Source organism: Pseudomonas sp. efr-133-TYG-23 (genome assembly GCF_030209215.1).
Lineage (GTDB): Bacteria > Pseudomonadota > Gammaproteobacteria > Pseudomonadales > Pseudomonadaceae > Aquipseudomonas > Aquipseudomonas rhodesiae.
Map to the genome: position 1 here is coordinate 275281 of NZ_JARVSL010000020.1, position 23040 is coordinate 298320.

The following is a 23040-nucleotide window of genomic DNA, read 5'->3' on the forward strand; positions in this document are numbered from 1 at the left end:
TTTACGAGGTGCCCAGTAGCTTTGTTCCCATGGCGGATCGTCCGTCCGCTTTAACGCCTTCCCCCACGCTGTCGCGAGCTCGACGCTCAACCGCTGATTCAAGCCCCGTACTCAGTTATCCCTGGACCCGCAAACCGGTCCCCAGCAACGGCGTGGCGGCTGCCGACACGCTGCTGGAACAACGCCTCACGTCAGCCACGCAAAGCGGCCACGGCATGGTCGAGGTGCCTGAGGGCAGCACGCTGACCCCTGCGCTGGCGGTGTACCGGCACCTGCTGAACCAACCGCCGTTGCAAACCTGGCTCAACGACCAGGGGCTGGAAACCGCCACGCTGACCCTGCATCACGACTTTATCGAAGGGTTCGTGACCCGCGAGGGTGTGCGCAGTGCCGTCAGGTTTACCTACACCGACGCGTCGGGGTGGTTAGAGGCCTCGGCCAGCCTGCGCCCGCTGTTGCACCTGCTGGACCCCGGCGATAAAGGCCTGACCTTTATGGGTGAGGACGACGGGTGGGTGCCGTTGGCGGTGGTCGAGCAAGCGAAAACCCGCCATGGCTTTCACGTCGGCGATGTGGACAGCGCTTCGCGGGTGATCGGTCAGATCGAGCAGCGTCGCTACTTGGCGGACACACTGGAGGCGGCCCTGGGAGATTGGCCTGACGCCACGCCCATGCAATGGTCCGAACACCCCTGCGAAGTGAGCCCGGCGTTAACCTTGGGCGACGCCAGCCAGGCCGCCCGCGAGCGCCTGCAGCGCCTGGTGGCGCAATCGGACATGACGGCGCTGCTCGAACGCGAAGGCTTTGACTGGCCCGGCAAGCCGTTTCGGATAACCGAGGGCAGGCTGGAGCGTCTGAGCCCAGTGTGGGGTTGGGTCGATCTCACCCGTTATGTCGAACAGCACCCCGCCCTGGAGGCAGAGCGCCAGGCGTTGGTCGGGCTCAGCGAACCCTTGGGCGGTGCGGTTTATTCCACTCCCCGCTATGACGTGCGCCAACTGGTCGAATACCTGGGGCTGGGCTCGATGGCAACTGCCGGCGAAACCCGCAATGTCATCCAGTGGTTGCGTACGTACTTGCCGCCGGCACCGCCACTCGGCGATTACAACGGCCTGATGCGCCGCGAGTGGGCCCCCGGCACCCTGACGCCCGAAGATCGCCTCGCCCTGAACGATCTTGCGCAAGCCCGCTTGGGCGGCAGCAGCGCCAGAGGTTTCAGTGCACTGGTGCACAGCACCCCACAGGCACTGCACACCGACCCCCAGGCCCATTTGACCGCGCTGCTTGAAAGCCCCGAGGCATTGGCGTTTGGCGAGCAATTGGCCAGAGCGCTGAATTGGTTTGGCGCGAGCGGCGCAGGCTATGAATTGCCCAAAACGGTGTGCCAACAGTTGGTGGTGGCGGCGATCAAGTTGCACGCCGGTATCGACGCTACGGACAAGCCTGGGCATGTGGCCGGGTATTCGGTGTACCAACCGGCGAACATGGGGCGCACATTCAGTGCCGTGCGCCGCGACATCGAACAGCATCTGATCGCGCACAAGGGCGTCGACCCCAAGTTGGCCGTGCTGGCGGCACACCTGGGCTTGGCCCAGGCAGCACCGGAATTTCTGGTCAAAGATGTGCCGGGCACGGTGCACATCGGTACGCCGGCCTGGATGGAGTTGCGTCTGGGCTGTGCGATGGCCGATCAACATGCACCCGGCACGTCCCGGGCGATGAATGAAGAGCAGGTCACCCACCTCACCACGCTGGGCCCCACCAGCGATGCCCAGGCCGAGTTGATGCAATTGTCAGCGTTGAAAATCATGGCCGATTGGGGCGTGCTCAATGGGGTCGTCCGTTTGCGCAGCGATGGAGAATATTCTCGTACGGATATCCAGATCGCCTCCGAAGCGTTCTTCAAACAGCGCGAAGAGGCCAGCCTTGCCTTCACCGACGCGAGCGCCGAGCTGCCTACCCGCAGGACGCTGGCCATTAAGGAGCTGCTGCGGGTCTTTCCGGACACTACCCCGGCGGGTCTGGAGGCCATGACCGTACACATCGCCGAGGCTTCGGAGCGTCGCAACATGGCGTCGGGCGAACCCAGGACGCGTCCGATCATTGAGGCGTATATGACCGGCGATCTGACACCGGGCAAGTGGGCGCTGAGCAGCGATTTACGTGGTACTTACCGAAGCGGCAGCACCCCTTATCAGCAGGGCCAGGCCCCGCAGGCTTCCCCTGAGGCACGCGCTCAGTTGGATCAACGTATTCGGCGCTTGCCCGCATTGGATGGGCTGCTCAAGAGCGCGGTCGACCGGCATCGGCACGCGTTGCAGAACGCCTATGCCACCCGCTTGAAGCTGATGCTTGCCGAGTTGCCGCTGGCGGATCGACAAGCGCTGGAGCTCGGCACTGTCGAGCTGTTCACCTTACGCGGGGAAACCGGCACCACCCAGGCCCGCGAAACGGCGAGCAGCAGGCTGGCACAGCGCGGTCGCCAAGGCACGGTGATGCGCCTGGAGCATAACAACCAAGTCACGTATTACGAGCTGTTTGCCAACGGCAACGTCGTGCGACGCACCGACTTGCCACAGGATCTGATACTGGGGGGGCTGATCAAGCACGAGCGCTTTCCCACCCCGCATGGTCATGTGCACTTGCCAGTCAACCGTGGCACGCCGGTCCCGTTCGATGCCGACGCCTATACCCTGGGAACGGCACCGAGGTCGGACGTTGCCTCGGAGGCCATGATCATCGAGCAACTGGGCGCGCCGTTCGCCGCCAGCGCTTTACCGGCCAGCTACACCCTGCTGAACTATGTGCCGAACACTTACGGCTCGCGCAAAACCGCGCGCATCGTGGAGGCGATCGCGCAGGGGAATTTTTACGAGTCTCCAGACGCCTTGCTGCAAAGGGCGACCGAACAAGTGCCGTTGGAACGCCGTCGCGAAGCACGCACCCGTGCGCACAATTTTTTGCTGGGCTTCGTGCCCTTTGTCGGTGCCTATCAGGAATTCAAAGCCGGCAATATCGGCAGCGGCTTGGCCAACCTGGCGGTGGACACCGTCGGGGTGGCCATCGGTGCAGCGGGCCCGGCGCGGGGGTTGATTCGCTCAGCCAAAGCCCTGGCATTCAAGCCTTTGAAGGGGATTGCCAGGCGTTTGACGGCCTCGGTAAGCCCCATGGTGTCGACATCAGCCAGGGTCAAACCGGCGGCCACCTTCAGTGATCGCGCATTTGATTTTCTCAAGCATTCGGGGCTGTTCGCCAATGCCGCGCTGAATCCGCTGGATGGCTACCCGCAGATGATCCGGGCGGCGACCAAAGGCTTATTTAACGTGCCCAAGCTGATCCTGCACGGAGCGAAGAGTTCGAGCAAAGTCGCTCCGCACTTGCTTACGGCCGAAGAAAAACTGCGCAGTTACTTGATTATCGCGGCCGGGCAGGTCGACCGGCAGGAGCCCGGCGGTCAGTCGCCCGTGGGGAGCCGCACAGGCGTATACCGAGGGGCCGAGGTTCAAAGCGTGCGCTACGGTGGTCACTGGTATGCCTTGGACCCGCTCAATGGGCGGCCGGTTGGCACGCCCCTGAGCGGGTTTGTCGCCGATGCCACCCCGTGAGTGCTGATCCTCAGTTCAGGCCCAGCTTGCCGCGCAGCATGGACAGGTCTTCAGCGAGGGTGTTGACCGGACCCACCAGCGCTTTACGGTCGCTGTCCTTGACCTTGTCGTAGGTCTCGAAGCCGCCGTCTTTGGTTTTGTACTTGGCCAGCACCTTGTTCACGGTGGCGAAGTTTTTATCGACTTTGGCCAGGAAGGCCTTGTCCTGCTTCTCGATCTGGCCGCGGAACAGGTCGACGATTTTTTTCGCGCCGTCGATATTGCCCTGGAAGTCATACAGGTCGGTGTGGCTGTAGCGATCTTCTTCGCCGGAGATCTTGGTGGCGGCGACTTCCTCCAACAGCGCGGCGGCACCGCCGACGACTTTTTCCGGCGGGAAGGTCAGGCCGTCCACGCGGGTCTTGAGGTCATTGACATCGGTGTTGAGCTTGGCGGTCAGCGTCTCCAGGCCCTGAGTCGAGTTCTGCGAGAACAGCGCGTACTCGATGCGGTGGAAGCCGGTGAAGTCTTCGGCGGTTACGCCTTTTTCGTGATCGTCGACGCGGGAGTCGATGGAGGCGTCGAGGTCGCTGAACAACTCGGCAATCGGCTCGATGGACTCGTAGTGCACGCGGGTAGGCGCATAGAGCTTCTTGGCGGTGGCCAGGTCGCCTTTGTTGATCGCGTCGGTAAAGGCCTGGGTTTGGGTCACCAGTTCACCGATCTCTTCGGTGACATAAATCTTGTAGTCCGACACCGGCCCGACCAGGTCCAGCGGTGCGGTGGCGGCGAAGGCGGCCAGGGGCGAGAGGGTCAGCAACAACGACAACGCGAGAGTCGACTTCTTCATGGGACAGTTTCCGCTGTGGGGGTGGGTTTCAGGTATTGGCAGAGGTGCGTGGGTGCGTGGCAGCAAGCAGCGTGCGGCCGAGGAAATCCTGGGGCCCGCTGACCCCCGGCAAGGTGAAGAAATACCCGCCGCCGACCGGCTTGAGGTATTCCTCCAGGGGTTCGCCGTTGAGTCGGGTCTGCACGCTGATAAAGCCTTTTTCCAGGTCGGCCTGGTAGCAGATGAACAGCAGCCCCATGTCCAACTGACCGTTCTTATTGACGCCGTTGGAGTAGTTGAATGGCCGGCGCAGGATCAGGTTGGCCTGGGTCTGCGGGGTGCGCGGGTTGGCCAGGCGGATATGGGCATCGAGCTTGGTCAGCTTGCCTTCCGGGTCTTTGCTGTAGTCGGGCACCTGGGTTTCTTTGTGGCCGTCCATTGGCGCGCCGGTGGTTTTGATGCGGCCGATGATGCTTTCTTGTTCCTGCAGGGGCGTGCGGTCCCAGCGTTCGACGAAGTTGCGGATGATGCGCACCGCCTGGTAACTGCCATGGGCGGCCCAGGCCGGTTCATCGCTACCGGGCTGCACCCACACGATCTGGTTCATGGCTTGGTCGTTATTGGAGTCGGGGTTGGCCGAACCATCCCGGAAACCCAGGAAGTTACGCGCGCTCTGCGCCGGCTCGCCGGGGCGGGCAGGGGCCTGGGGCGGCACGCTGCCTTCCTGTTTCCAGCGCACCAGCAGCAAGTCCGGCAAGTTCTTCACGATGTCGCGCAGGGCATGGATATTGGTGTCCGGCGTGTTGGAGCTGAATTGCAGGCTGAGGTCGCCATGGCACTGCGCCGGCTCCAGCGCATCGTTGGGAAACCCCACCATACGGATCAGACGCTTGGGCTTGGCGGCGGCGAGGCCGAAGCGTTCGTCGAACAGCGATTCACCCACCGACACAGTGATGGTCAGGTTATCCGGCGTGACCACCGGGCCCAGAATCCCGGAATCGGTGGGTGGCAATTTCGGGTCGACTTGGGCCACCGGGCCACCGGTCATCAGGAAATGGATACGCTCGTTCAGGGTGCGGAACAGGCGTTCCAGGTCTTGGCGATCGCTGGCCAATACATCGAAGGCCACTAGCATGCCGCAGGCCGGGCGCGGGGTGACGATGCCTGTCTGATGCTGGCCGTAAAAATCGTGGTGGTCCTGGGTCTTGTCACTGCGCGGCGCGGTGGTGACTTGTTCCGCAGCGGCGGCCATGGCCGGGCAGGTCAAGCTGCTGCCGGCAATCGCCGCGCCAGTGGCGGCCATGCCCAGCAGGACACGGCGACGCTGAAGGTTAAGCTGTTCTGAATCACTCATGGGGCGGTTGTCTTCACTGCAGGCCGGAAAGGCCGAGGGCGGGGTCGATTCCATCGAGTACGGCGGCCAGAGCCTTGGCCTTGTCAGCGATCTGCTTGCGCTGACCGTCGGTGACGCTGTCGTAGCGGCGGTACTGGCCGTCGACTTTCATACTGTCCAACTGACTGTCGAATGCGCCGAGGGCGATATCGACCTTGGGCAGCAGGTCGGCGGCGGATTTTTCCAGCAGTGGACGCATCAGCTCGACCACCTTGTGAGCGGCGGCCAGGTTGGCGGCGAAGCCATTCAGGTCCAAATGGCTGTAGCGTTCCTCCTCACCGCTGAGCGCACGTACATCCGCCAGGCTGTTGAGGTTGCGCACCACGATGCCGAACAATTGCTCGGGCGGCAGCGACTGGGCCAGCAATTGCTGCTTGAGGGTGGTGACGTCACTGAGCAGGCGCTGCGCTACCGGCGCCAGGCCGTCGAGGCTGCGTTGCTGGAACAGGCTGTACTCAATGCGATGGAAGCCGCTGAAGGCTGGGTCTTGTTCGCGTCTTTCGAAATAATCGGCCCGCGCATTGATTGCATTATCGAGTTCAGCCAGGCGTTGTGCGGCCGGGGCCAAACCCTGATAGGCCACGCGAGCGGTGGCATACAACGCCTGTGCCTGCGTCAGGTCGCCGGCGTCGATGGCCTGTTGCAGTGCGGTTACGGCCTTGATCAGCGCGCTGCCCTGGCTACTCAAGTACACCCGGAACTCCGACAGCGGGCCGATAAAGGCCACCATCGACGGCTTGGCTTTGGCCTGGGCTTCGGATTCGGCGGTTGGCGTTACATGCAAAGTGCCCCGTGGATTGCTCAGCAGGCCGCAAGTAATTGCGTAGTCGCCGGGTTGCAGGTTGGCATTGATCACTTGGCTCAAGCCGGGGGCGATGTTCTCGCGCTCCTCGACCACCAGCACGCCGTCGAGGATTTCCCATTCCACCGCCCGGTCGGAACGGTTGATGATCCGAAAACTCGCCGGCCCGGCGGGCACGGTCAGCGCATTGGGTTCGCAGGCGTGGGCATGGATGGTCACTGCAATTTCATTGCTGTGGGTCTGGCGCTTGGCGGCGGCCAGTTGCGAAGCGTAGTAGAACAGGCCGCCGGCGGCGATCATCACGACCACCGAGCCGGCCACCGCCCAGCGCAGGGCTCGGGGTGGCGAGGCGGGTTGAGGCGTTGGGTTGGTCAAGAGACGGTCCTTACTGGCTGGAAACGGAAGAGGGCGCGGCGACCGGTTTGGCCGCGGCGGCGGGCAGGAAGAACATCACCAGCGCTACCACCAGGTAAATCAGATAGGCGCCCAGGGTGCTCACGGTCGGTGCTTCCTGATAACCGAACATGCCGGCGAGCACCGAGCCGAGCGGGCTGTCCATCGGCAAGGCAGTGCTGAAATCGAACAGCACGGTTTGCAGGTGATTCCACACCCCGGCTTCATGCAGGGCCTGCACCGAGTTGGCGAGGATGCCAGCGGCGACCACCAGGATAAACAGCCCGGTCCAGCGGAAAAACGCTGCCAGGTTCAGGCGCATGCTGCCGGTATAAATCAGGAAACCCACAATGATCGCCAGTACCAGCCCGAGCAGTGCACCGATCGGCGCGCCCGGGCCTTCGCTCTGCTGGAACACCGCCAGCAGGAAAAACACCGTCTCCAAACCTTCACGGGCCACGGCGAAAAACACCATGAGGATCAGCGCGGTGACCTGGTGTTTCGAGCCGGTCAGCGCCTGATCGAGGGAGGCATGCAACGAATGCTTGATGGAGCGGGCCACCTTGCGCATCCAGAACACCATGGAACTGAGAATGCCTACGGCGACCAGGCCGACGATGCCTTCAAACAGCTCCTGTTGTTTCTGCGGAAACTCGGCGCTCATCAATTCCAGACCTCCGCCCACCAGCAGTGCCAGGGCCGCAGCGAGGAAAACCCCGATCCACACCGCCGGCATCCATTGACCACGACCGGTCTGTTGCAGGTAACTGGCGATGATGCCAACGATCAACGCTGCTTCGATGCCTTCGCGCAGCATGATGAGAAAGGGGACAAGCATCGCGCACCACAAGGTAACTAGATAGGAAGCTAAGTTGTAACATAATGATACTCATTGCTAAACAGCAAATATTGACATTAGCTGAACGCTCGCTGAACGGTGGTGACGAATCCTCGCGACCCTTATGATGCAGGCCACCTCAACTGCTGTCGGATCGCCTGAAGCCTCATGTCCGAAAAAGACACCATCTCCCTGCACCTTGTGCGCGAAGCGCTGCTGCAAAGCTGCCCCCCCGGAGCGGCCAGTGCACAGGTGCTGACCAAGGTTGGCATCGACCCAGCGCTGCTGGCGCAGCCCGATGCACGGGTGTCGGCCACCACCTATGCACGGCTGTGGCGGCTGCTGGCCAGGCGCTCGGACGACGAGTTCTTCGGTATGGACCCACGCAAGCTCAAGTCAGGCAGCCTGGCGTTTCTGTGCCGCGCCTGCATGGCGCAACCCACATTGGCTGCCGGCCTGGAAACCGGTTTGGGGTTTCTCTCGTTGATGCTGGAGCATCTACCCGCGCAGATGGTGCGCCAACAAAGCCTGGCGGAAATCGTCCTGCTGGAGCCCGAGACCGAGCCGCGTCGGGCGTTCACCTATTTCACCTACTGGATGATCGTGCACGGCGTCGCCTGTTGGCTGGCCGGGCGCCGCATTCCGATCTTGGCCATCGAACTGCGTTGCCCGCCGCCGGATTTCTGCGACGACTACCGCGTGATGTTCTCCGACAACCTGCGCTTCGATCGGCCACGCACGCGCATGATCTTCTCCGCCGACTGCCTGGACCTGCCGATCAAACGCAGCCCCCAGGAGCTTCAGCGCTTCCTCGCCCACGCTCCCGCGAACATCCTGGTCAAATACCGCGACCCCGAGAGCCTGGCCACCCGCATCAAACACGACCTGCGCCAACTGCCCCCCGACACCTGGCCGGAAACCGAAGCCCTGGCCGCCAGTCTGTGCATCTCCGCATCCACCTTGCGTCGCCGTCTGGCCGAGGAGGGGCAGACGTACCAGGGCCTCAAAGACAGCGTGCGCAAGGAATTGGCAATTGTCTGGCTGGCCGAACCGCAGATCAGCTTTGCCGAAATTGCCGTGCGGCTGGGCTTTGCGGATGTGAGTTCTTTTTATAAAGCGTTTCGTAAGTGGTCTGGGTCGAATCCGGGGCATTATCGGAGTTTGATTCTTAACGAGGCTGGCTGAACTTCATCTTTTTGTTAATCAGCCGATGCTGTGCAACAGGTTCAGGACCGGGCATAAGTTCGATATTTGCCCGCCGAGTCTGGGATTAGGAATTACCTTTCAAGCGCCTACTTATCCGTATGACAGAGCCGTCCTTAATGATTTTAGGAAGCGGCTGGCATCTATCGATTGATAAATCGTGCATCGTCAATGGCACGGTTCTTACCCGGTAGTCCAAGTGGTTTTGAGCGGCGAGAACCATTGATGTTTTCGGGATTTCGTCTCTTGGAAGTCTCCCATGGCGAAACCGACTTCATCTATTGCGGTGTGATGTGTAGCTAAAGCTGAGATCTAATTGATTAGATAAGGATGAAGTTATGAAAAGTCTTACTGCATTGCCTTTCGTTGTGTTGATGTTGATGTCTGCGCAGGCATCGGCGTTGTGTACGTATATTACTCAAAGCTATGGAGGGATTATTCAACCGAAGAAGGAAGTTACGGCTTACGGTCCATTTGAAGTAAATTCCGCCAATGGTTGCTTGAATGCCAATGTTGAGGCTACGGTTATGGCCAGTAGTGCGGGGAGGGCACCTGAAATTTATATTGAAGGTGATGTTGGTGGAGGAGTTTGGCAGCGACTGACTTACAGCATAGGTACTAATGCATTTTGGGTGGGGCCATTCGGTCGTTATCGCGTCACATTGCACAACGACGAAACCACGCCCAAGGCTTATTCCGGAACGGTAAGATACGGTCGCTGAGAAGCGTTGCATGCAGTGTGCCGCACATCGTCAGCACGCTGCATGCCATTGATGCACTGGATAACTCCTAAGCAGACTCATCTATGGAAATCTCATTCCGCGATGAGTTGACGAAGTAGGCCAGTGCATTGATAACGTGATTGGCTCTCACCATCCCTTGCAAGTAATCGGCTGCCCCGTCTCCGCGCGCGATACGTGGGTTCTTTTCGAAGAAGTCTACTTCGTCCTCCAGTCTTTCGTTGAACAAGGCGATGGCATTGAATTTCACGTGTGTGTCAGTTTGACGCCCCTTTGAGTCGGATGCGCCGCTCCCTTCTATAAACATCCTAAATGCACGTGAGTTGATTGCACCGCTTTCGAATAGGCGGCTTCCAACTTCTTTCAACTCGTCAGTACTGATGGCCGTCATGTCGTAGCCCTTCAAGAATGCTTTGAGTTCGCTGATCTTTTCATGGTGCCAAAGCTCCAGCGTGTCTGCCGCTTGCTCTTCTTCGGTAATGGTGAACTTATTTACCACCTGTTCAGGGTTTCTAATCACGTAGGCGGGGCTTGCCATTGAACGTTGTCCGGCAGGTATGACTAACATTTTTTGATCCTCATGCTGATAACTGTTTGTGTCTATCTAAGGGCGGCAGAATCAGGCCTGTTCATCTATAGATAGCTCGCTCTTTGAAGATTTAACGAAATAGGCAAGTGCGTTGATTACGTGATTGGCTCTCACCATCCCCTGCAAATAATCGGCTGCCCCGTCGCTGCGCGCGATACGAGGGTTCTTGTTGAAAAAAGCTATTTGGTCCTCCAGTCTTTCGTTAAATAATGCAATGGCGTTAAACTTTACATCCTCGTCTGTTTGGTGGCCGCCCTCATCAAACGCACGGTTTCCCTCTATAAACATTCCAAATGCACGAGAGTTGATGACGCCGCTTTCGAATAAGCGACCTCCAACTTCTTTCAATTCATTAGTGCTGATGGAGGTCATGTCGTAGCCCTTCAAGAATGCTTTGAGTTCGCTGATCTTTTCATGGTGCCAAAGCTCCAGCGTGTCTGCCGCTTGCTCTTCTTCGGTAATGGTGAACTTATTTACCACCTGTTCAGGGTTTCTAATTACGTAGGCGGGGCTTGCCATCGAACGTTGTCCGGCAGGTATGACTAACATTTTTTGATCCTCATGCTGATAACTGTTTGTGTCTATCTAAGGGCGCCAGAATCAGGCCTGTTCATCTATAGATAGCTCGCTCTTTGAAGATTTAACGAAATAGGCAAGCGCGTTGATTACGTGATTGGCTCTCACCATCCCCTGCAAATAATCGGCTGCCCCGTCGCTGCGCGCGATACGAGGGTTCTTGTTGAAAAAATCGATTTGGTCTTCCAACCTTTCGTTAAACAATGCAATGGCGTTAAACTTTACATCCTTGTCTGTTTGGTGGCCGCTCTCATCAAATGCGTAGTTTCCTTCTGTAAGTATTCCAAATGCACGAGAGTTGATGACGCCGCCTTCGAATAAGCGACCTCCAACTTCTTTCAATTCATTAGTGCTGATGGAGGTCATGTCGTAGCCCTTCAAGAATGCTTTGAGTTCGCTGATCTTTTCATGGTGCCAAAGCTCCAGCGTGTCTGCCGCTTTCTCTTCTTCGGTAATGGTGAACTTATTTACCACCTGTTCAGGGTTTCTAATTACGTAGGCGGGGCTTGCCATAGAGCGTTGTCCGGCAGGTATGACTAACATTTTTTCATCCTCATGCAGATAATTGTTTGTGTCTATCTAGGGGCGCCAGAATCAGGCCTGTTCATCTATAGATAGCTCGCTCTTTGAAGATTTAACGAATTAAGCAAGTGCATTGATAACGTGATTGGCTCTCACCATCCCCTGCAAATAATCGGCTGCCCCGTCGCTGCGCGCGATACGAGGGTTTTTTTCGAAAAAATCTATTTGCTTTTCCAGTCTTTCATTGAATAGTGCGATCGCATTGAATTTGACATCATGATTAGTTTGGCGACCTTTGTCGTCAAGGGCTTTGATGCCTTCTGAAAACATCAAAAGAGCTCGAGAGTTAATAACGTTACTTTCGAAAAGACGTCTGCCAACTATTCTTAACTCGGAAGTGCTGATGGACGTCATATCGTAGTCTTTCAAAAAGGTTTTGAGTTCGCTGATCTTTTCATGGTGCCAAAGCTCCAGCGTGTCTGCCGCCTGCTCTGCTTCGGTAATAGTGAACTTATTCACCATTTGTTCTGGGTTTTTAATGATGTAACCCGGGCTTGCCAGTGCGCTAAGCGTCTGTCCGCCAGATATAACCAACATAGTGGTGTCCTCGCATTATTGAGCGTTACATCCGCATATCGACAGGTGATCTATCAGCTTTAGTGCTGGAAATGACTGTTCATGGACCAAGTAATAATGCTGAGCTTGAGCAAAAACGCCGTGTATTTCGCGCCTGTTAAGGTATTAGGAAATTTCAGGCGATAACCTACATGCGGATCTGAGGAATTGGCTTTCCTGGCTTTGGGAAACAGCCTACAAGTTTCCGTCAAGCTAAAAAATCCCATCATCGGCTGAGGCGCAGCGTGGCACAGACTCCAAACAAACCAAGAAGACAGCAGGCTGCAACGGTCATTAACGTCAACGAGAAACCATACCTCTCCACTAATCCACCGAAAAGAGTATAGGAGGTGCCGATAATAATTGAATTGATTAAATTTGCAGCAGAGACACAAGAGGCTCGGATACGTGATTCAACGTTTTCATGAATATAGGTTTCATAGGAGGTTTCGTATATCGCAGGTAGCGACATGATTAAGAGAAAGCAGGCCGTTGAAGCGATGATCCCCACGTCTAAAGACAAAATAAAAAGCAGCGAGGTCACAATAATCGTCGTGGAGAATGCAATAACGCCGAGAGAGTGTCTGGAGCAAATATAACCTGCAGCAATAAACATTGCTGTCGATATGGCTTCGACTGCAGCATATATCCCAGCGATCAGCTGCACCTCTAGACCTAGCGTGGAGAAGAAGGGTTGGCCGTAAATAAACAAAGGCACCGTTGACAGTTCGAATAGCGCAAATCCAACGAATAAGGGAATAAGAGATGCACCATTTTTTGAGCGAAAAAATCTCACCAATGCAATAAAAACGCCTTCTGTGACGTTGGTGCGCACGCTGCTCGTTGTGCTGGAGTAATGTGGGATGGTAGGAGGGCGTATTTCGGGAATGAATGTAACAACGATAGCTCCAAAAAGCTTCGATAATGCAAAAACTATATAAACACTGTTCCAAGACATGGCATCTTGTATTACGCCACCAAGAAGCATGGATAAGCCTAACGAAACCGCACCAATGGCACGGGCGCGTGAAACTATTTTCGGGTACTCATCTGTACGATTTTCAGCCAGTAGGTTGTCATACAATAACGCCCTATCCGCACCGGAACCCATGGCAATACTGGCGCCGAATAGGCAAAAGATAATAACGAAAGGGATAAAATCGGAAAACAGTAAGAATCCAATTCCGCTTATAAAAAGCCCCAGGAAACTAAGAGCAAGGGAGTATTTACGCCCATACCGATCTGCGAGTAACCCGGATGGAATTTCCAAGGCTACGGAAGAGAAAAATAAAAAAGACTGGAGGACGCCTATTTCTCCTTGTGTTATCCCGAGTTGAAATAGGTAAAGTACAAATAAGCTTCTCTGGACATCCAGGCTCATGAGTATTGATAGGGTGTAATAAAATTTATCATTTGTAGTTTTTAGGGGGTCAAGTGTGCCCATTCTTATTTGAGTGCCTTTCTTCTTGAGTTAAAAATATTCGAGATTAAAGCTCGTCGCCCCCCTGTTTTTCAGATGCTAAAGCGCTTCCGGTGCGCAAGGCTAGCAGCAAGCTGTGTTGTAATTTTAAAGGGTCAGTGTGTAACTGATAGACGCCGCGGTTACTGTGATACACCCATGTAAGCCCGATCAGCATGCCCAGCAAGGTACTAGGAAATTACTTACGAATGACTTCTTGTCTAACTTACAGAAGTACCTTTCAACTTTTTAGGACCTTTCAAACAAAAAAAGCCCCATGACCGAATGGACCATGGGGCTAAAAATTGGCTGGATGCGACCAACCAAAGGAGCTCTTTACATCACTTGGCGGTAGCGACCACCGTATCCGGCTGCCAGCCACCCCCCAGCGCTTTGTAGATCGCCACTATCCCGCGATACAGATCCACTTCGGCCTGGGCCTGGGCGTCTTCGGCGGCCAAACGCTCACGCTGGGCATCGAGCAGGACGAGGAAGTCCACGGTGCCTTCGCGGTAGCGGATGGCGGCGAGGTCGGCGGCGGCGCGGCTGGATTCGCTTTGGCGGATCAGCGAGACCAGGCGCTGCTGGCGTTTGCCGTAGTCGCTGAAGGCGTTTTCGGATTCTTCCAGGGCCAGTAACACTTGCTGTTCGTAGGTGGCCAGGGCGCCGTCGGCTTCGGCGTCGGCACCGCGCAGGCGGGCGCGCACGCTGCCCAGGTCGAACGCGGCCCAGGTGATGCTCGGGCCCAGGGCCCAGGCGTTGGCGGCGGACGATCCGATTTGCGAGCCGCGCCCGGCGGTAAAGCCGAGGAAGCCACTGAGGCTCACTCTTGGGAACAGGTCAGCCTTGGCCACACCGATGCGCGCGGTGGCGGCGGCCAGTTTGCGTTCGGCGCTGAGGATGTCCGGGCGCCGTTGCAGCAGTTGGCCTGGGTCGCCGATCGGCAAGGCTTTGGCAATCGCCGGCAGGTCTTTCGGGCTCAGGTCCACGGTCAGCTTGTCCGGACGCTGGCCGAGGAGGGTGGCGATGCGGTTACGCTCGCGCACTTGTTCGGCCTGCAGTTGCGGCACGCTGGCTTCCACCGAAGCCAGGCGCGCGTCGGCCCGTTCTACATCGAGCTGATCCCCCACCCCGGCATCCCGCAGGCTGACGGTGATGGTGCGCGACTCCTGCTGATTCTTCAGGTTGTCCAGGGCGATGCGCTCACGCAGTTGCGCGCCGCGCAGTTGGCCGTAGGCGTCCACCAGTTCGGCAATCAAGGTGACTTGCAGCTGGTACAGGTCCGCTTCGGCCGCCTGCTGATCGGCGTCGCTGGCTTCCAGGTTGCGCTGGATGCGGCCGAACAGGTCCAGCTCCCAGGCCATGTCCAGGCCCAAGTCGTAGCGCTCGCTGTTGACCCGTTTGGTGGTCTGGCCGGGGATTTGCCCCTTGCCCAGGTCGCTGCTGGCGCGGCTGGTGATGGTCGGCATTGCGTCATTGCTGGCGTCGTCGCGGATCGCCCGGGCTGCCCGCAGACGGGCGAAGGCCACGCGCAGGTCACGGTTGCCTTGCAACGATTGAGTCACCAACTGGTTGAGGGTCGGGTCGTCGAACTGCTGCCACCAGATGCCTTCGAACTTGGCGTGGTCGTATTGTTTGGCGTCCGCGGCGGCGGCGATGTTCGCCGCCTCCGGGGTCTGGGTCTTGTAGTCCGGGCCCACGGCACAGGCGGCGAGCGCCAGTACCAGCAAGCTCGGTAGGAATACTTTTACACTCATTGCTGTGTCTCCAGCTTCAAAGCCTTGGCTGCTTTGCGCGCTTCGCTGCGCTCCACATAGCGACGGATCAGGACGTAGAACACCGGGGTCAGCAACAGTCCGAAGAAGGTCACACCGATCATCCCCGAGAACACCGCCACACCCATGGCATGGCGCATCTCGGCACCGGCACCGCTGGACAACACCAGAGGCACCACACCCATGATGAAGGCGAACGAGGTCATCAGGATCGGCCGCAGACGCAGACGGCAAGCTTCCAGCACCGCCGCCAGCGGGTCGAGGCCTTCCTGCTGTTTGTCCTTGGCGAATTCGACGATCAGGATCGCGTTCTTGCACGCCAGGCCCACCAGTACGATCAGCCCGATCTGGGTGAAGATGTTGTTGTCGCTACCCGAGATGATCACCCCGGTGATGGCCGACAGCAGCGTCATCGGTACGATCAGGATCACCGCCAGTGGCAGGCTCCAGCTTTCGTATTGGGCGGCCAGTACCAGGAACGCCAGCAGTACGCAGAGCGGGAACACGAACAGCGCGGTATTGCCCGAGAGGATCTGCTGGTAGGTCAGGTCGGTCCACTCGTAGGTCATGCCGTTGGGCAGTTCCTCCTTCAGCAGTTTTTCAATCGCGGCCTGGGCCTGGCCGGAGCTGTAGCCCGGTGCGGCGTTGCCGTTGATTTCTGCGGTGATAAAGCCGTTGTAGTGCATCACCCGGTCCGGGCCCGAGGTGTCGCTGACTTTGATAAAGGTCGCCAGCGGGATCATCTCGCCTTTGTTGTTACGCACTTTCAGCTGGCCGATCTGGTCGGCGTCCTGGCGGAACTGCTGCTCGGCCTGCACGTTGACCTGATAAGTGCGCCCGAAGCGGTTGAAGTCGTTGGCGTACAGCGAACCCAGGTAGACCTGCAAGGTGTCGAAGATGTCGCTGATCGCCACGCCGTGGGTCTTGGCCTTTTCGCGGTCGATGGCGGCATCGACCTGGGGCACGTTGACCGTGTAGCTGGTGAACAGGCCGAACAGCTCCGGCACGCTGCGGCTCTTGGCGATCACGTTCTGCACTTCTTTGTACAGCTCGTCATAACCCAGGTTGCCACGGTCTTCGATCTGCAGGCGGAACCCACCGATGGTGCCCAGCCCCTGTACCGGCGGTGGCGGGAAGATGGCCATGTAGGCTTCTTCAATGCTGCTGTATTGGCCATTCAAGGCCCCGGCAATCGCGCCGGCGGACATGCTCGGGTCTTTGCGCTCATCGAAAGGTTTCAAGGTCACGAACACGATGCCGCTGTTCGGGCTGTTGGTGAAGCCATTGATGGACAGGCCCGGGAAGGCGATCGCGGCTTCCACGCCAGGCTGTTTCAGGGCGATCTCCGACATGCGCTTCATCACGTTTTCGGTGCGGTCCAGGCTCGCGGCGTCAGGCAATTGCGCGAAGGCCACCAGGTATTGCTTATCCTGGGCCGGGACGAAACCGGTCGGGGTGTGGGCGAAGCCGAAGAAGGTCAGCACCATCAAGCCGGCGTACACGAACAGGGCAATGCCACTGCCGCGGATCACTCGGCGCACAGTGCCGACGTAACCATGGCTGGCCTTTTCGAAAAAGCGGTTGAACGGGCGGAACAACCAGCCACCAAACAGCTTGTCGAGGAACTTGGAAAAGCGGTCCTTCGGCGCATCATGGCCGCGCAGCAACACGGCCGCCAGGGCAGGGGACAGGGTCAGCGAGTTGAACGCCGAGATCACCGTCGAGATCGCAATGGTCAAGGCGAACTGCTTATAGAACTGCCCGGTCAAGCCGCTGATAAAGGCAGCCGGAATGAACACCGCACACAGCACCAGCGCCGTGGCGATGATCGGCCCGGTCACTTCACTCATGGCTTTTTCGGTTGCCGGGAACGGCTCCAGACCCAGCTCGATATTACGTTCGACGTTCTCCACCACCACAATGGCGTCGTCCACCACGATGCCGATGGCCAGTACCAATCCGAACAGCGACAGCGCGTTGAGGGAGAACCCGAACAGGTGCATCACCGCAAACGTACCGATCAACGATACGGGCACCGCCACCAACGGAATGATCGAGGCGCGCCAGGTCTGCAGGAACAGAATCACCACCAGCACCACGAGGATCAGGGCTTCGAACAGGGTGTGCACCACTGCCTCGATGGAGCCGCGAACGAAGATCGTCGGGTCATAGGCGATGCGGTAATCCATGCCGGCCGGGAAGCTCTTTTTCAGCTCGGCCATCTTGCTGCGCACATCGTTGGAGATGTCGATGGCATTGGAGCCGGGGCGCTGGAAGATTGGGATCGCCACCGCCGGTTGGTTATCGATCAGCGAGCGCAGCGCGTATTGGCTGGACCCCAGTTCGACCCGGGCAATGTCTTTGAGGCGCGTGATTTCACCGTTGGCACCGGCGCGAATCACGATGTTCTCGAACTCTTCTTCGGTAACCAGGCGGCCCTGGGTATTGACCGACAACTGGAAGCTGGTATCGGACGGCGCGGGCTGGGCACCCAGGGCACCGGCGGCCACCTGACGGTTCTGCTCGCGAATCGCGGTGACCACATCGGTGGCGGTCAGGTTGCGCGAGGCGGTCTTGTTCGGATCCAGCCACACGCGCAGGGAGTAGTCGCCCATGCCGAACAACTGCACATCGCCGACGCCACCCAGGCGCGCCAGCTCATCCTTGATATTGAGGATCGCGTAGTTGGACAGGTACAGCATGTCGTAGCGCTGATCCGGGGAGGTCAAGTGCACCACCATGGTCAGGTCGGGGGAGGCCTTGTCCACGGTGATACCGATGCGCGTCACTTCTTCCGGCAGCTTGGGCTGGGTCCGGGTCACTCGGTTCTGCACCTGCACCTGCGCGTTGTCCAGGTCGGTGCCCAGGGCGAAGGTGATGGTCAGGGTCAGCTTGCCGTCGGCGGTGGACTGCGAAGACATGTACAACATGTTCTCGACGCCGGTGATCGCCTGCTCCAGCGGCGCGGCCACGGTTTCGCCGATGACCTTGGGGTTGGCGCCGGGGAAGTTGGCGCGTACCACCACGGTAGGCGGCACTACTTCCGGGTATTCGCTGATCGGCAATTGGAACAGCGAGATCGCACCGGCGATCAGGATCAGCAGCGACAGCACCGCTGCGAAGATCGGCCGCGAAATGAAGAACTTGGAAAAATTCATCTTGAGTCGTATCCCTTAACCGCGTGGAGTCGCAACACTGGCGAGCTTGGGCGCGGCTTTTTCCGGCGCCACTTGCTCAAGGTTGCTGGCTTCAAGCGCTTGTCGTTGTTGGGCCAAGGCGGCGAGGGTTTCCTTGCTGGCCATCGGAATGGTTTCCGGGGTGACCGGTGCACCGGGGCGCGCACGCTGCAGGCCCTTGACGATAATGGTGTCGTCCTTGTTCAGGCCGTTGCGCACGATGCGTAACCCTTCGATCTTTGGCCCCAGTTCCACTGCGCGGTAGGCCGGCTTGTCGCCTTCCATCACCAGCACGAACTTCTTGCCCAGGTCGGTGCCGACCGCTTCGTCGTTGATCAGCACGGCGGAGTAGGTGCCGCTGCCTACCAGCTTCAAGCGCGCATACAGGCCAGGGGTGTATTCGCCTTTGCTGTTATCGAACACCGCGCGCCCACGAATGGTGCCGGTGGCCGGGTTGACCTGGTTGTCGATGAAGTTCATCTGGCCCAGGTGCGGGTTGCCGGCTTCATTGGACAGGCCCAGGTATACCGGGGTGGTTGCGCCGCGACGGCCCTGGCGCGCCAGTTCGGTGTATTTGAGGTACACGCGTTCGTCGGCGTCGAAGTAGGCATAGACCTTATCGGTGGAGACCACGCTGGTCAGCGCGGTGACGTCGGCGGTGACCAGGTTGCCGGCGGTGATTTCGGCACGGCTGACGCGGCCGCTGATCGGCGAGGTCACGCGGGTAAAACTCAGGTTCAGCTTGGCCAGGTCCAACTGCGCCTGGATCCCGGCGACGGCGGCGCGGGCTTCCTGGGCGGCGGTGGTGCGCGAGTCGGCGAGTTCGGCGGAGATCGCATTGCTCTGGCGCAGGCGCTCGCCACGCTGGGCTTCGTTTTCGCTGCGGGTGGCGGCGGCCTTGGTTTGTTGCAGTTGCGCTTCAAGGCGGCGCACTTCGGCTTGGAATGGGCGTGGGTCGATCTGGAACAGCAGGTCGCCTTTCTTGACCAAAGCGCCTTCGGTGAAAGCGACTTGGTCAATCTGGCCAGACACCCGTGGACGAATCTGTACGGTTTCCGGCGCTTCGAGACGGCCGGTGAATTCGTCCCACTCGTTGACCGGTTGCTCCAGCACCTTGGCGACGCTGACTTTCGGCGCCGGCATGGCGGCCGCTTGTTCCGGGGTTTTACCGCACGCGCTCATCACCACCATGGCCAATATCGCCAGGGGCACGCGCAAAGGTTTGAGTGACTGTTCCATAGGGTGCATCCGCCAATGTATTTGAGATGGGCGGATCATGCGCGGGGACGCGGTATGTCACGAATCGAATGAAGCAAAGGTAACTATCATTCGGAATGATATAAGCGCCGATTAAGCCCTCTAGCATGGGGCTTTCGTTAGGGAGCTATCAATGCCCTTGATGACAAGAGTGTTTTGCGTGGCGTGCAAGGAAGCGATTTCTCAACTCGCACTGTCGGCAGATAGGCGCGCCGCGATGCGTTCCATCAACAGGCTGACCCGGCGCGGCTGGGCGCGACTGGCCGGGTAGACGATGTTCAGGGCGGTGCGCCCGAGGTCGTAGTCCTTGAACAGCTCCACCAGCCGTCCGGCGCGCAGGTCGTCACGCACGTCCCACACCGATTTCAAGCACAGGCCATGGCCGTCCAGGCACCACTGGCGCACCAGCGCACCGTCGTTCGCCACACGCCGGCCGCGCACCAGAATGCGCTGGGTATGCCCGTGCTGGCTGAAGGTCCACTCCCGCGCCAGATTGATGCCGAAGCGCATCACCAGGCATTCATGTTCGGCCAGGTCCGCAGGCTGCAACGGCGTGCCGTGGCGTTCCAGGTAAGCGGGGGCGGCGCACACCACGCGGCGGTTCTCGCCCAAGGGTTTGGCGTGCAAGCTGCTGTCGACCAGGGCGCCGTAGCGCACGGCGAAATCGATACCCTGGCCGACCGGGTCGACATAACCGTCGCTGAGGTGCAGGTCGATGCTGACCTGCGGATGCTCCTCCATGAATTGCTCCAGGATCGGTTCGAGGTACTGACGCCCCAGATCCTGCGGCGCACTCAAGCGAATCAACCCGGAAACCGTCTGGGTACCCAAGCGAATGCTGCTGTGCAACGCCTCGGCCTGATCCAGCAGGCGCCGTGCGCCTTCAGCCAGCACGCGCCCTTCGTCGGTCAAGTGAATAGCGCGGGTGGTGCGGTTGAGCAGGCTGGCGCCGTAGAAGCTCTCCAGTTGCGCCAGCCGTTCGGACACCGAGGCCGGTGACAACCCCAACTCGCGCCCGGCGGCGGACAGCCCACCTTTCTCGATGATCAACAAAAACAGCTCAAGATTTTTCAGCGGCATTGTTCGGAGTTTCCGAAAGGGGTTTTTGAAAATGGCTCAATTATCAAAATAATCCAAAAGTCTTAGGGTTGCATCCGTGCTTATCCAACGGAGTCACGCGATGTCATTGATCAACACGCAACGGCGTACCTTTCTCGCCCAGGCCGGCGCAGGCGCAGCGGTGCTGGCGGCGGGTTCGATACTCAACCCGGCCGGCGCCGCCACCGCGCCAACGGGCCAGGCAACTCGTGCCACGACGGCGTCCAGTCAGCGCAACGGACGGTTCTGGCCCGGCGACACGCGGCTGGTGGTGTCGATTTCCATGCAGTTCGAAGCGGGTGGGCAGCCGCTCAAGGGCACTGATAGCCCGTTCCCCAAGGTGGATTTCCCCGACAGCGTGCCGGCGGATGTGGCCACCAACACCTGGTTCGCCTACGGCTACCGCGAGGGCATCCCGCGCATGCTTGACCTGTGGGACCGGCACGGCGTAAAGGTCACCAGCCACATGATCGGCGACGCGGTGCAGCGTCACCCCGAGTTGGCCCGCGAGATCGTCGCCCGTGGCCACGAAGCGGCGGGCCACGGCCCGCGCTGGAGTTCCCAGTTCGCCATGAGCCGCGATGAGGAACGCACCTTTTTGCGCCAGGCCGCAAGCATGCTGCAGGCGGTCACCGGCCAGGCCGTCACGGGCTACAACTGCAACTGGCTGCGGCGCGGCCCCAACACCTTGTCGCTGCTGCAAGAGCTGGGCTACGTCTACCACATCGATGACGTGAGCCGCGATGAGCCCTTTATCGAGCAGGTCAATGGCAAGGATTTCGTGGTGGTGCCCTACACCCTGCGCAATAACGACATTGTGCTGATCGAAGGCCGCAACTATTCGCCGTCCCAGTTCCTGGAGCAGGTCAAGCTGGACTTCGATCAACTCTACGAAGAGGCCGGCACCCGGCGCCGCATGATGTCCATCAGCGCCCACGACCGCATCAGCGGTACGCCGCAAATGGTCAAGGTGTGGGATGAATTCCTGCGCTACGCCAACAGCCATCCCGGCGTTGCTTTTATGCGCAAGGACGCGATTGCTCAATACACCCTCAATAGCCCGCAGAGCCTTCGGGAAACCGAGACGATCTAGGCGCCAACCCCCTTCATTCAAGGACATAACCGATGAAACCTTTTGCCCGTTCGCGCTGCGCCATCGCCGTTACCGCGTTGCTACTCTCGGGAGCGGCTGCGGCTGCCACGACCGAGTTGGTCAAACCCTCTGTGTTGGTGGTGGATAAGAGCCTTACGCCGAAGCAACAGGCGATGATGGAAACCGTGGCGCGCCGTTACGACACCTTCTGGAACACCGGCGAGGAGCGCCTGGCGCGCGAAGCGTTGGCGGATAACTTTGTCGACAAAACACCCCCCGAGGGGCGCAAACAGGGCCCGGAAGGTCCGCTGCTGGCGTCGCGGGCCTTCCGTGCGGCAGTGCCGGACCTGAGTTGCGCAATCGAACAACTGATCATCGCCGGCGACCGCGCGGTGGTACATCTGCATTTTCGCGGGCACTTCACCGGCACTTTTGGTCAGCGCCAGGGCAGTGGCCAGGTGGTGGATTTTATTGCCACCGATATCTATCAGATCGACAACGGCAAAATCGCCGCTAACTGGCATATCGAAGATAACCTGACCTTGATGAAGCAGTTGGGCGCGCTCTAGTGCTGGGCGGGATCGACGCGGATGTAGGTACGGAATACGTGATCCCATAACGGCGAAGAGACCCCGAAATTCTTCTCGATGCCCTGGCGGTGGTGCAGGTCGTGATTGGCCACCAGCCCGCGCATCCATCCATAAGCCCAATGCTGCGGGCGGTGCATCACGTAATGCACCGAGATATAGAAGAAGTAGCCGGTCACCGCGCCGATAAACACCGAGACCAGGCCGGTGTACCAGGCCAACAGCAAGAGTGCGGCAAAGGTCGAGCTGGTTTTCCAGCTCGACACGCCGATATAGGCCAGCACATCCACATGGTGGGTCCAGTGTTCGCGACGGTACAGCGAGTGAAACAGGAAACGGTGCGCCGAGTACTCCACCAGCGTCCAGGCCAGCAGGCCCACGAGGGCGAGCCCTGGCTCGAACGGCGCCAGGCATAGCGCAAAGATCACGAAAGCGGGAACGGTGAAAAAATCGAGGTAGTACGCGAGCGAAGACATCAACCATTTATTCGAAACGGCCATGTGCGGAATAT

General features: G+C 59.1%; 19 protein-coding genes. 5 read left to right on the forward strand and 14 right to left on the reverse strand.

Annotated features, from left to right (window positions below):
• Positions 1-152 precede the first annotated feature (152 nt).
• On the forward strand, positions 153-3605 hold the full coding sequence (locus tag QRN41_RS14590; RefSeq protein WP_285421702.1) for a hypothetical protein: 3453 nt from the start codon (positions 153-155) through the stop codon (positions 3603-3605).
• Positions 3606-3615: 10 nt separating this feature from the next.
• Here the strand turns inward: QRN41_RS14590 and efeO (QRN41_RS14595) are convergent, their stop codons facing one another.
• The 4 genes from efeO (QRN41_RS14595) to efeU are packed head-to-tail and all read right to left on the reverse strand — an operon-like array spanning position 3616 to position 7839.
• Positions 3616-4434, reverse strand: a complete 819-nt coding sequence (gene efeO / locus QRN41_RS14595; protein WP_167418293.1) for an iron uptake system protein EfeO — start codon at positions 4432-4434, stop codon at positions 3616-3618.
• 28 nt (positions 4435-4462) lie between these two features.
• Positions 4463-5767 carry an iron uptake transporter deferrochelatase/peroxidase subunit gene (gene efeB / locus QRN41_RS14600; RefSeq protein WP_167418292.1) on the reverse strand — a complete coding sequence of 435 codons (1305 nt, stop codon included), beginning with the start codon at positions 5765-5767 and terminating at the stop codon, positions 4463-4465.
• A 13-nt stretch (positions 5768-5780) separates the two neighbouring features.
• Positions 5781-6983 (reverse strand): iron uptake system protein EfeO, encoded by a 1203-nt coding sequence (gene efeO / locus QRN41_RS14605; RefSeq protein WP_167418291.1) that lies wholly within the window; start codon positions 6981-6983, stop codon positions 5781-5783.
• A gap of 10 nt (positions 6984-6993) precedes the next feature.
• Entirely contained in the window at positions 6994-7839 is an 846-nt protein-coding gene (efeU, locus tag QRN41_RS14610) for an iron uptake transporter permease EfeU (protein WP_034138187.1), read from the reverse strand.
• 168 nt (positions 7840-8007) lie between these two features.
• Here efeU and QRN41_RS14615 point away from each other — a divergent pair, with 168 nt between their 5' ends.
• Both QRN41_RS14615 and QRN41_RS14620 read left to right on the forward strand, forming a co-directional pair.
• Positions 8008-9024 carry an AraC family transcriptional regulator gene (locus QRN41_RS14615; protein WP_285421703.1) on the forward strand — a complete coding sequence of 339 codons (1017 nt, stop codon included), beginning with the start codon at positions 8008-8010 and terminating at the stop codon, positions 9022-9024.
• Positions 9025-9380: 356 nt separating this feature from the next.
• Complete coding sequence (locus tag QRN41_RS14620; protein WP_167418289.1) at positions 9381-9764, forward strand: hypothetical protein; 384 nt, start codon at positions 9381-9383, stop codon at positions 9762-9764.
• Between the two features lie 67 nt (positions 9765-9831).
• Here QRN41_RS14620 and QRN41_RS14625 read toward each other — a convergent pair whose 3' ends face one another.
• From QRN41_RS14625 to QRN41_RS14665, 9 genes are all read right to left on the reverse strand, one after another.
• Positions 9832-10350 (reverse strand): hypothetical protein, encoded by a 519-nt coding sequence (locus tag QRN41_RS14625; protein ID WP_285421704.1) that lies wholly within the window; start codon positions 10348-10350, stop codon positions 9832-9834.
• A 51-nt stretch (positions 10351-10401) separates the two neighbouring features.
• A complete protein-coding gene (locus QRN41_RS14630) occupies positions 10402-10920 on the reverse strand; it encodes a hypothetical protein (RefSeq protein ID WP_167418287.1) in 519 nt (172 codons plus the stop codon).
• A gap of 51 nt (positions 10921-10971) precedes the next feature.
• Positions 10972-11490 carry a hypothetical protein gene (locus tag QRN41_RS14635; RefSeq protein ID WP_167418286.1) on the reverse strand — a complete coding sequence of 173 codons (519 nt, stop codon included), beginning with the start codon at positions 11488-11490 and terminating at the stop codon, positions 10972-10974.
• 99 nt (positions 11491-11589) lie between these two features.
• Entirely contained in the window at positions 11590-12066 is a 477-nt protein-coding gene (locus QRN41_RS14640; protein ID WP_285421705.1) for a hypothetical protein, read from the reverse strand.
• A 244-nt stretch (positions 12067-12310) separates the two neighbouring features.
• Positions 12311-13528 carry an MFS transporter gene (locus tag QRN41_RS14645; protein WP_285421706.1) on the reverse strand — a complete coding sequence of 406 codons (1218 nt, stop codon included), beginning with the start codon at positions 13526-13528 and terminating at the stop codon, positions 12311-12313.
• Between the two features lie 356 nt (positions 13529-13884).
• Positions 13885-15300 (reverse strand): efflux transporter outer membrane subunit, encoded by a 1416-nt coding sequence (locus QRN41_RS14650; protein WP_034138183.1) that lies wholly within the window; start codon positions 15298-15300, stop codon positions 13885-13887.
• The gene (locus tag QRN41_RS14655; RefSeq protein WP_285421707.1) at positions 15297-18476 is read right to left on the reverse strand and encodes an efflux RND transporter permease subunit; all 3180 of its coding nucleotides are present in this window, start codon (positions 18474-18476) and stop codon (positions 15297-15299) included. The genes QRN41_RS14650 and QRN41_RS14655 overlap by 4 nt, the downstream gene beginning before the upstream one ends.
• A 15-nt stretch (positions 18477-18491) precedes the next feature.
• A complete protein-coding gene (mexE, locus tag QRN41_RS14660; RefSeq protein WP_047882422.1) occupies positions 18492-19733 on the reverse strand; it encodes a multidrug efflux RND transporter periplasmic adaptor subunit MexE in 1242 nt (413 codons plus the stop codon).
• 201 nt (positions 19734-19934) lie between these two features.
• Entirely contained in the window at positions 19935-20831 is an 897-nt protein-coding gene (locus QRN41_RS14665) for a LysR family transcriptional regulator (RefSeq protein ID WP_094065601.1), read from the reverse strand.
• A gap of 100 nt (positions 20832-20931) precedes the next feature.
• On the opposite strand from QRN41_RS14665, the gene QRN41_RS14670 reads away from it, so the two are divergent.
• Together QRN41_RS14670 and QRN41_RS14675 are read left to right on the forward strand one after the other, a co-directional pair.
• Positions 20932-21942 carry a polysaccharide deacetylase family protein gene (locus QRN41_RS14670; protein ID WP_285421708.1) on the forward strand — a complete coding sequence of 337 codons (1011 nt, stop codon included), beginning with the start codon at positions 20932-20934 and terminating at the stop codon, positions 21940-21942.
• A 32-nt stretch (positions 21943-21974) separates the two neighbouring features.
• A complete protein-coding gene (locus QRN41_RS14675; RefSeq protein WP_167418282.1) occupies positions 21975-22511 on the forward strand; it encodes an ester cyclase in 537 nt (178 codons plus the stop codon).
• Here QRN41_RS14675 and QRN41_RS14680 read toward each other — a convergent pair.
• Complete coding sequence (locus QRN41_RS14680) at positions 22508-23029, reverse strand: sterol desaturase family protein (RefSeq protein WP_034138178.1); 522 nt, start codon at positions 23027-23029, stop codon at positions 22508-22510. The genes QRN41_RS14675 and QRN41_RS14680 overlap by 4 nt on opposite strands.
• Positions 23030-23040 lie beyond the last annotated feature (11 nt).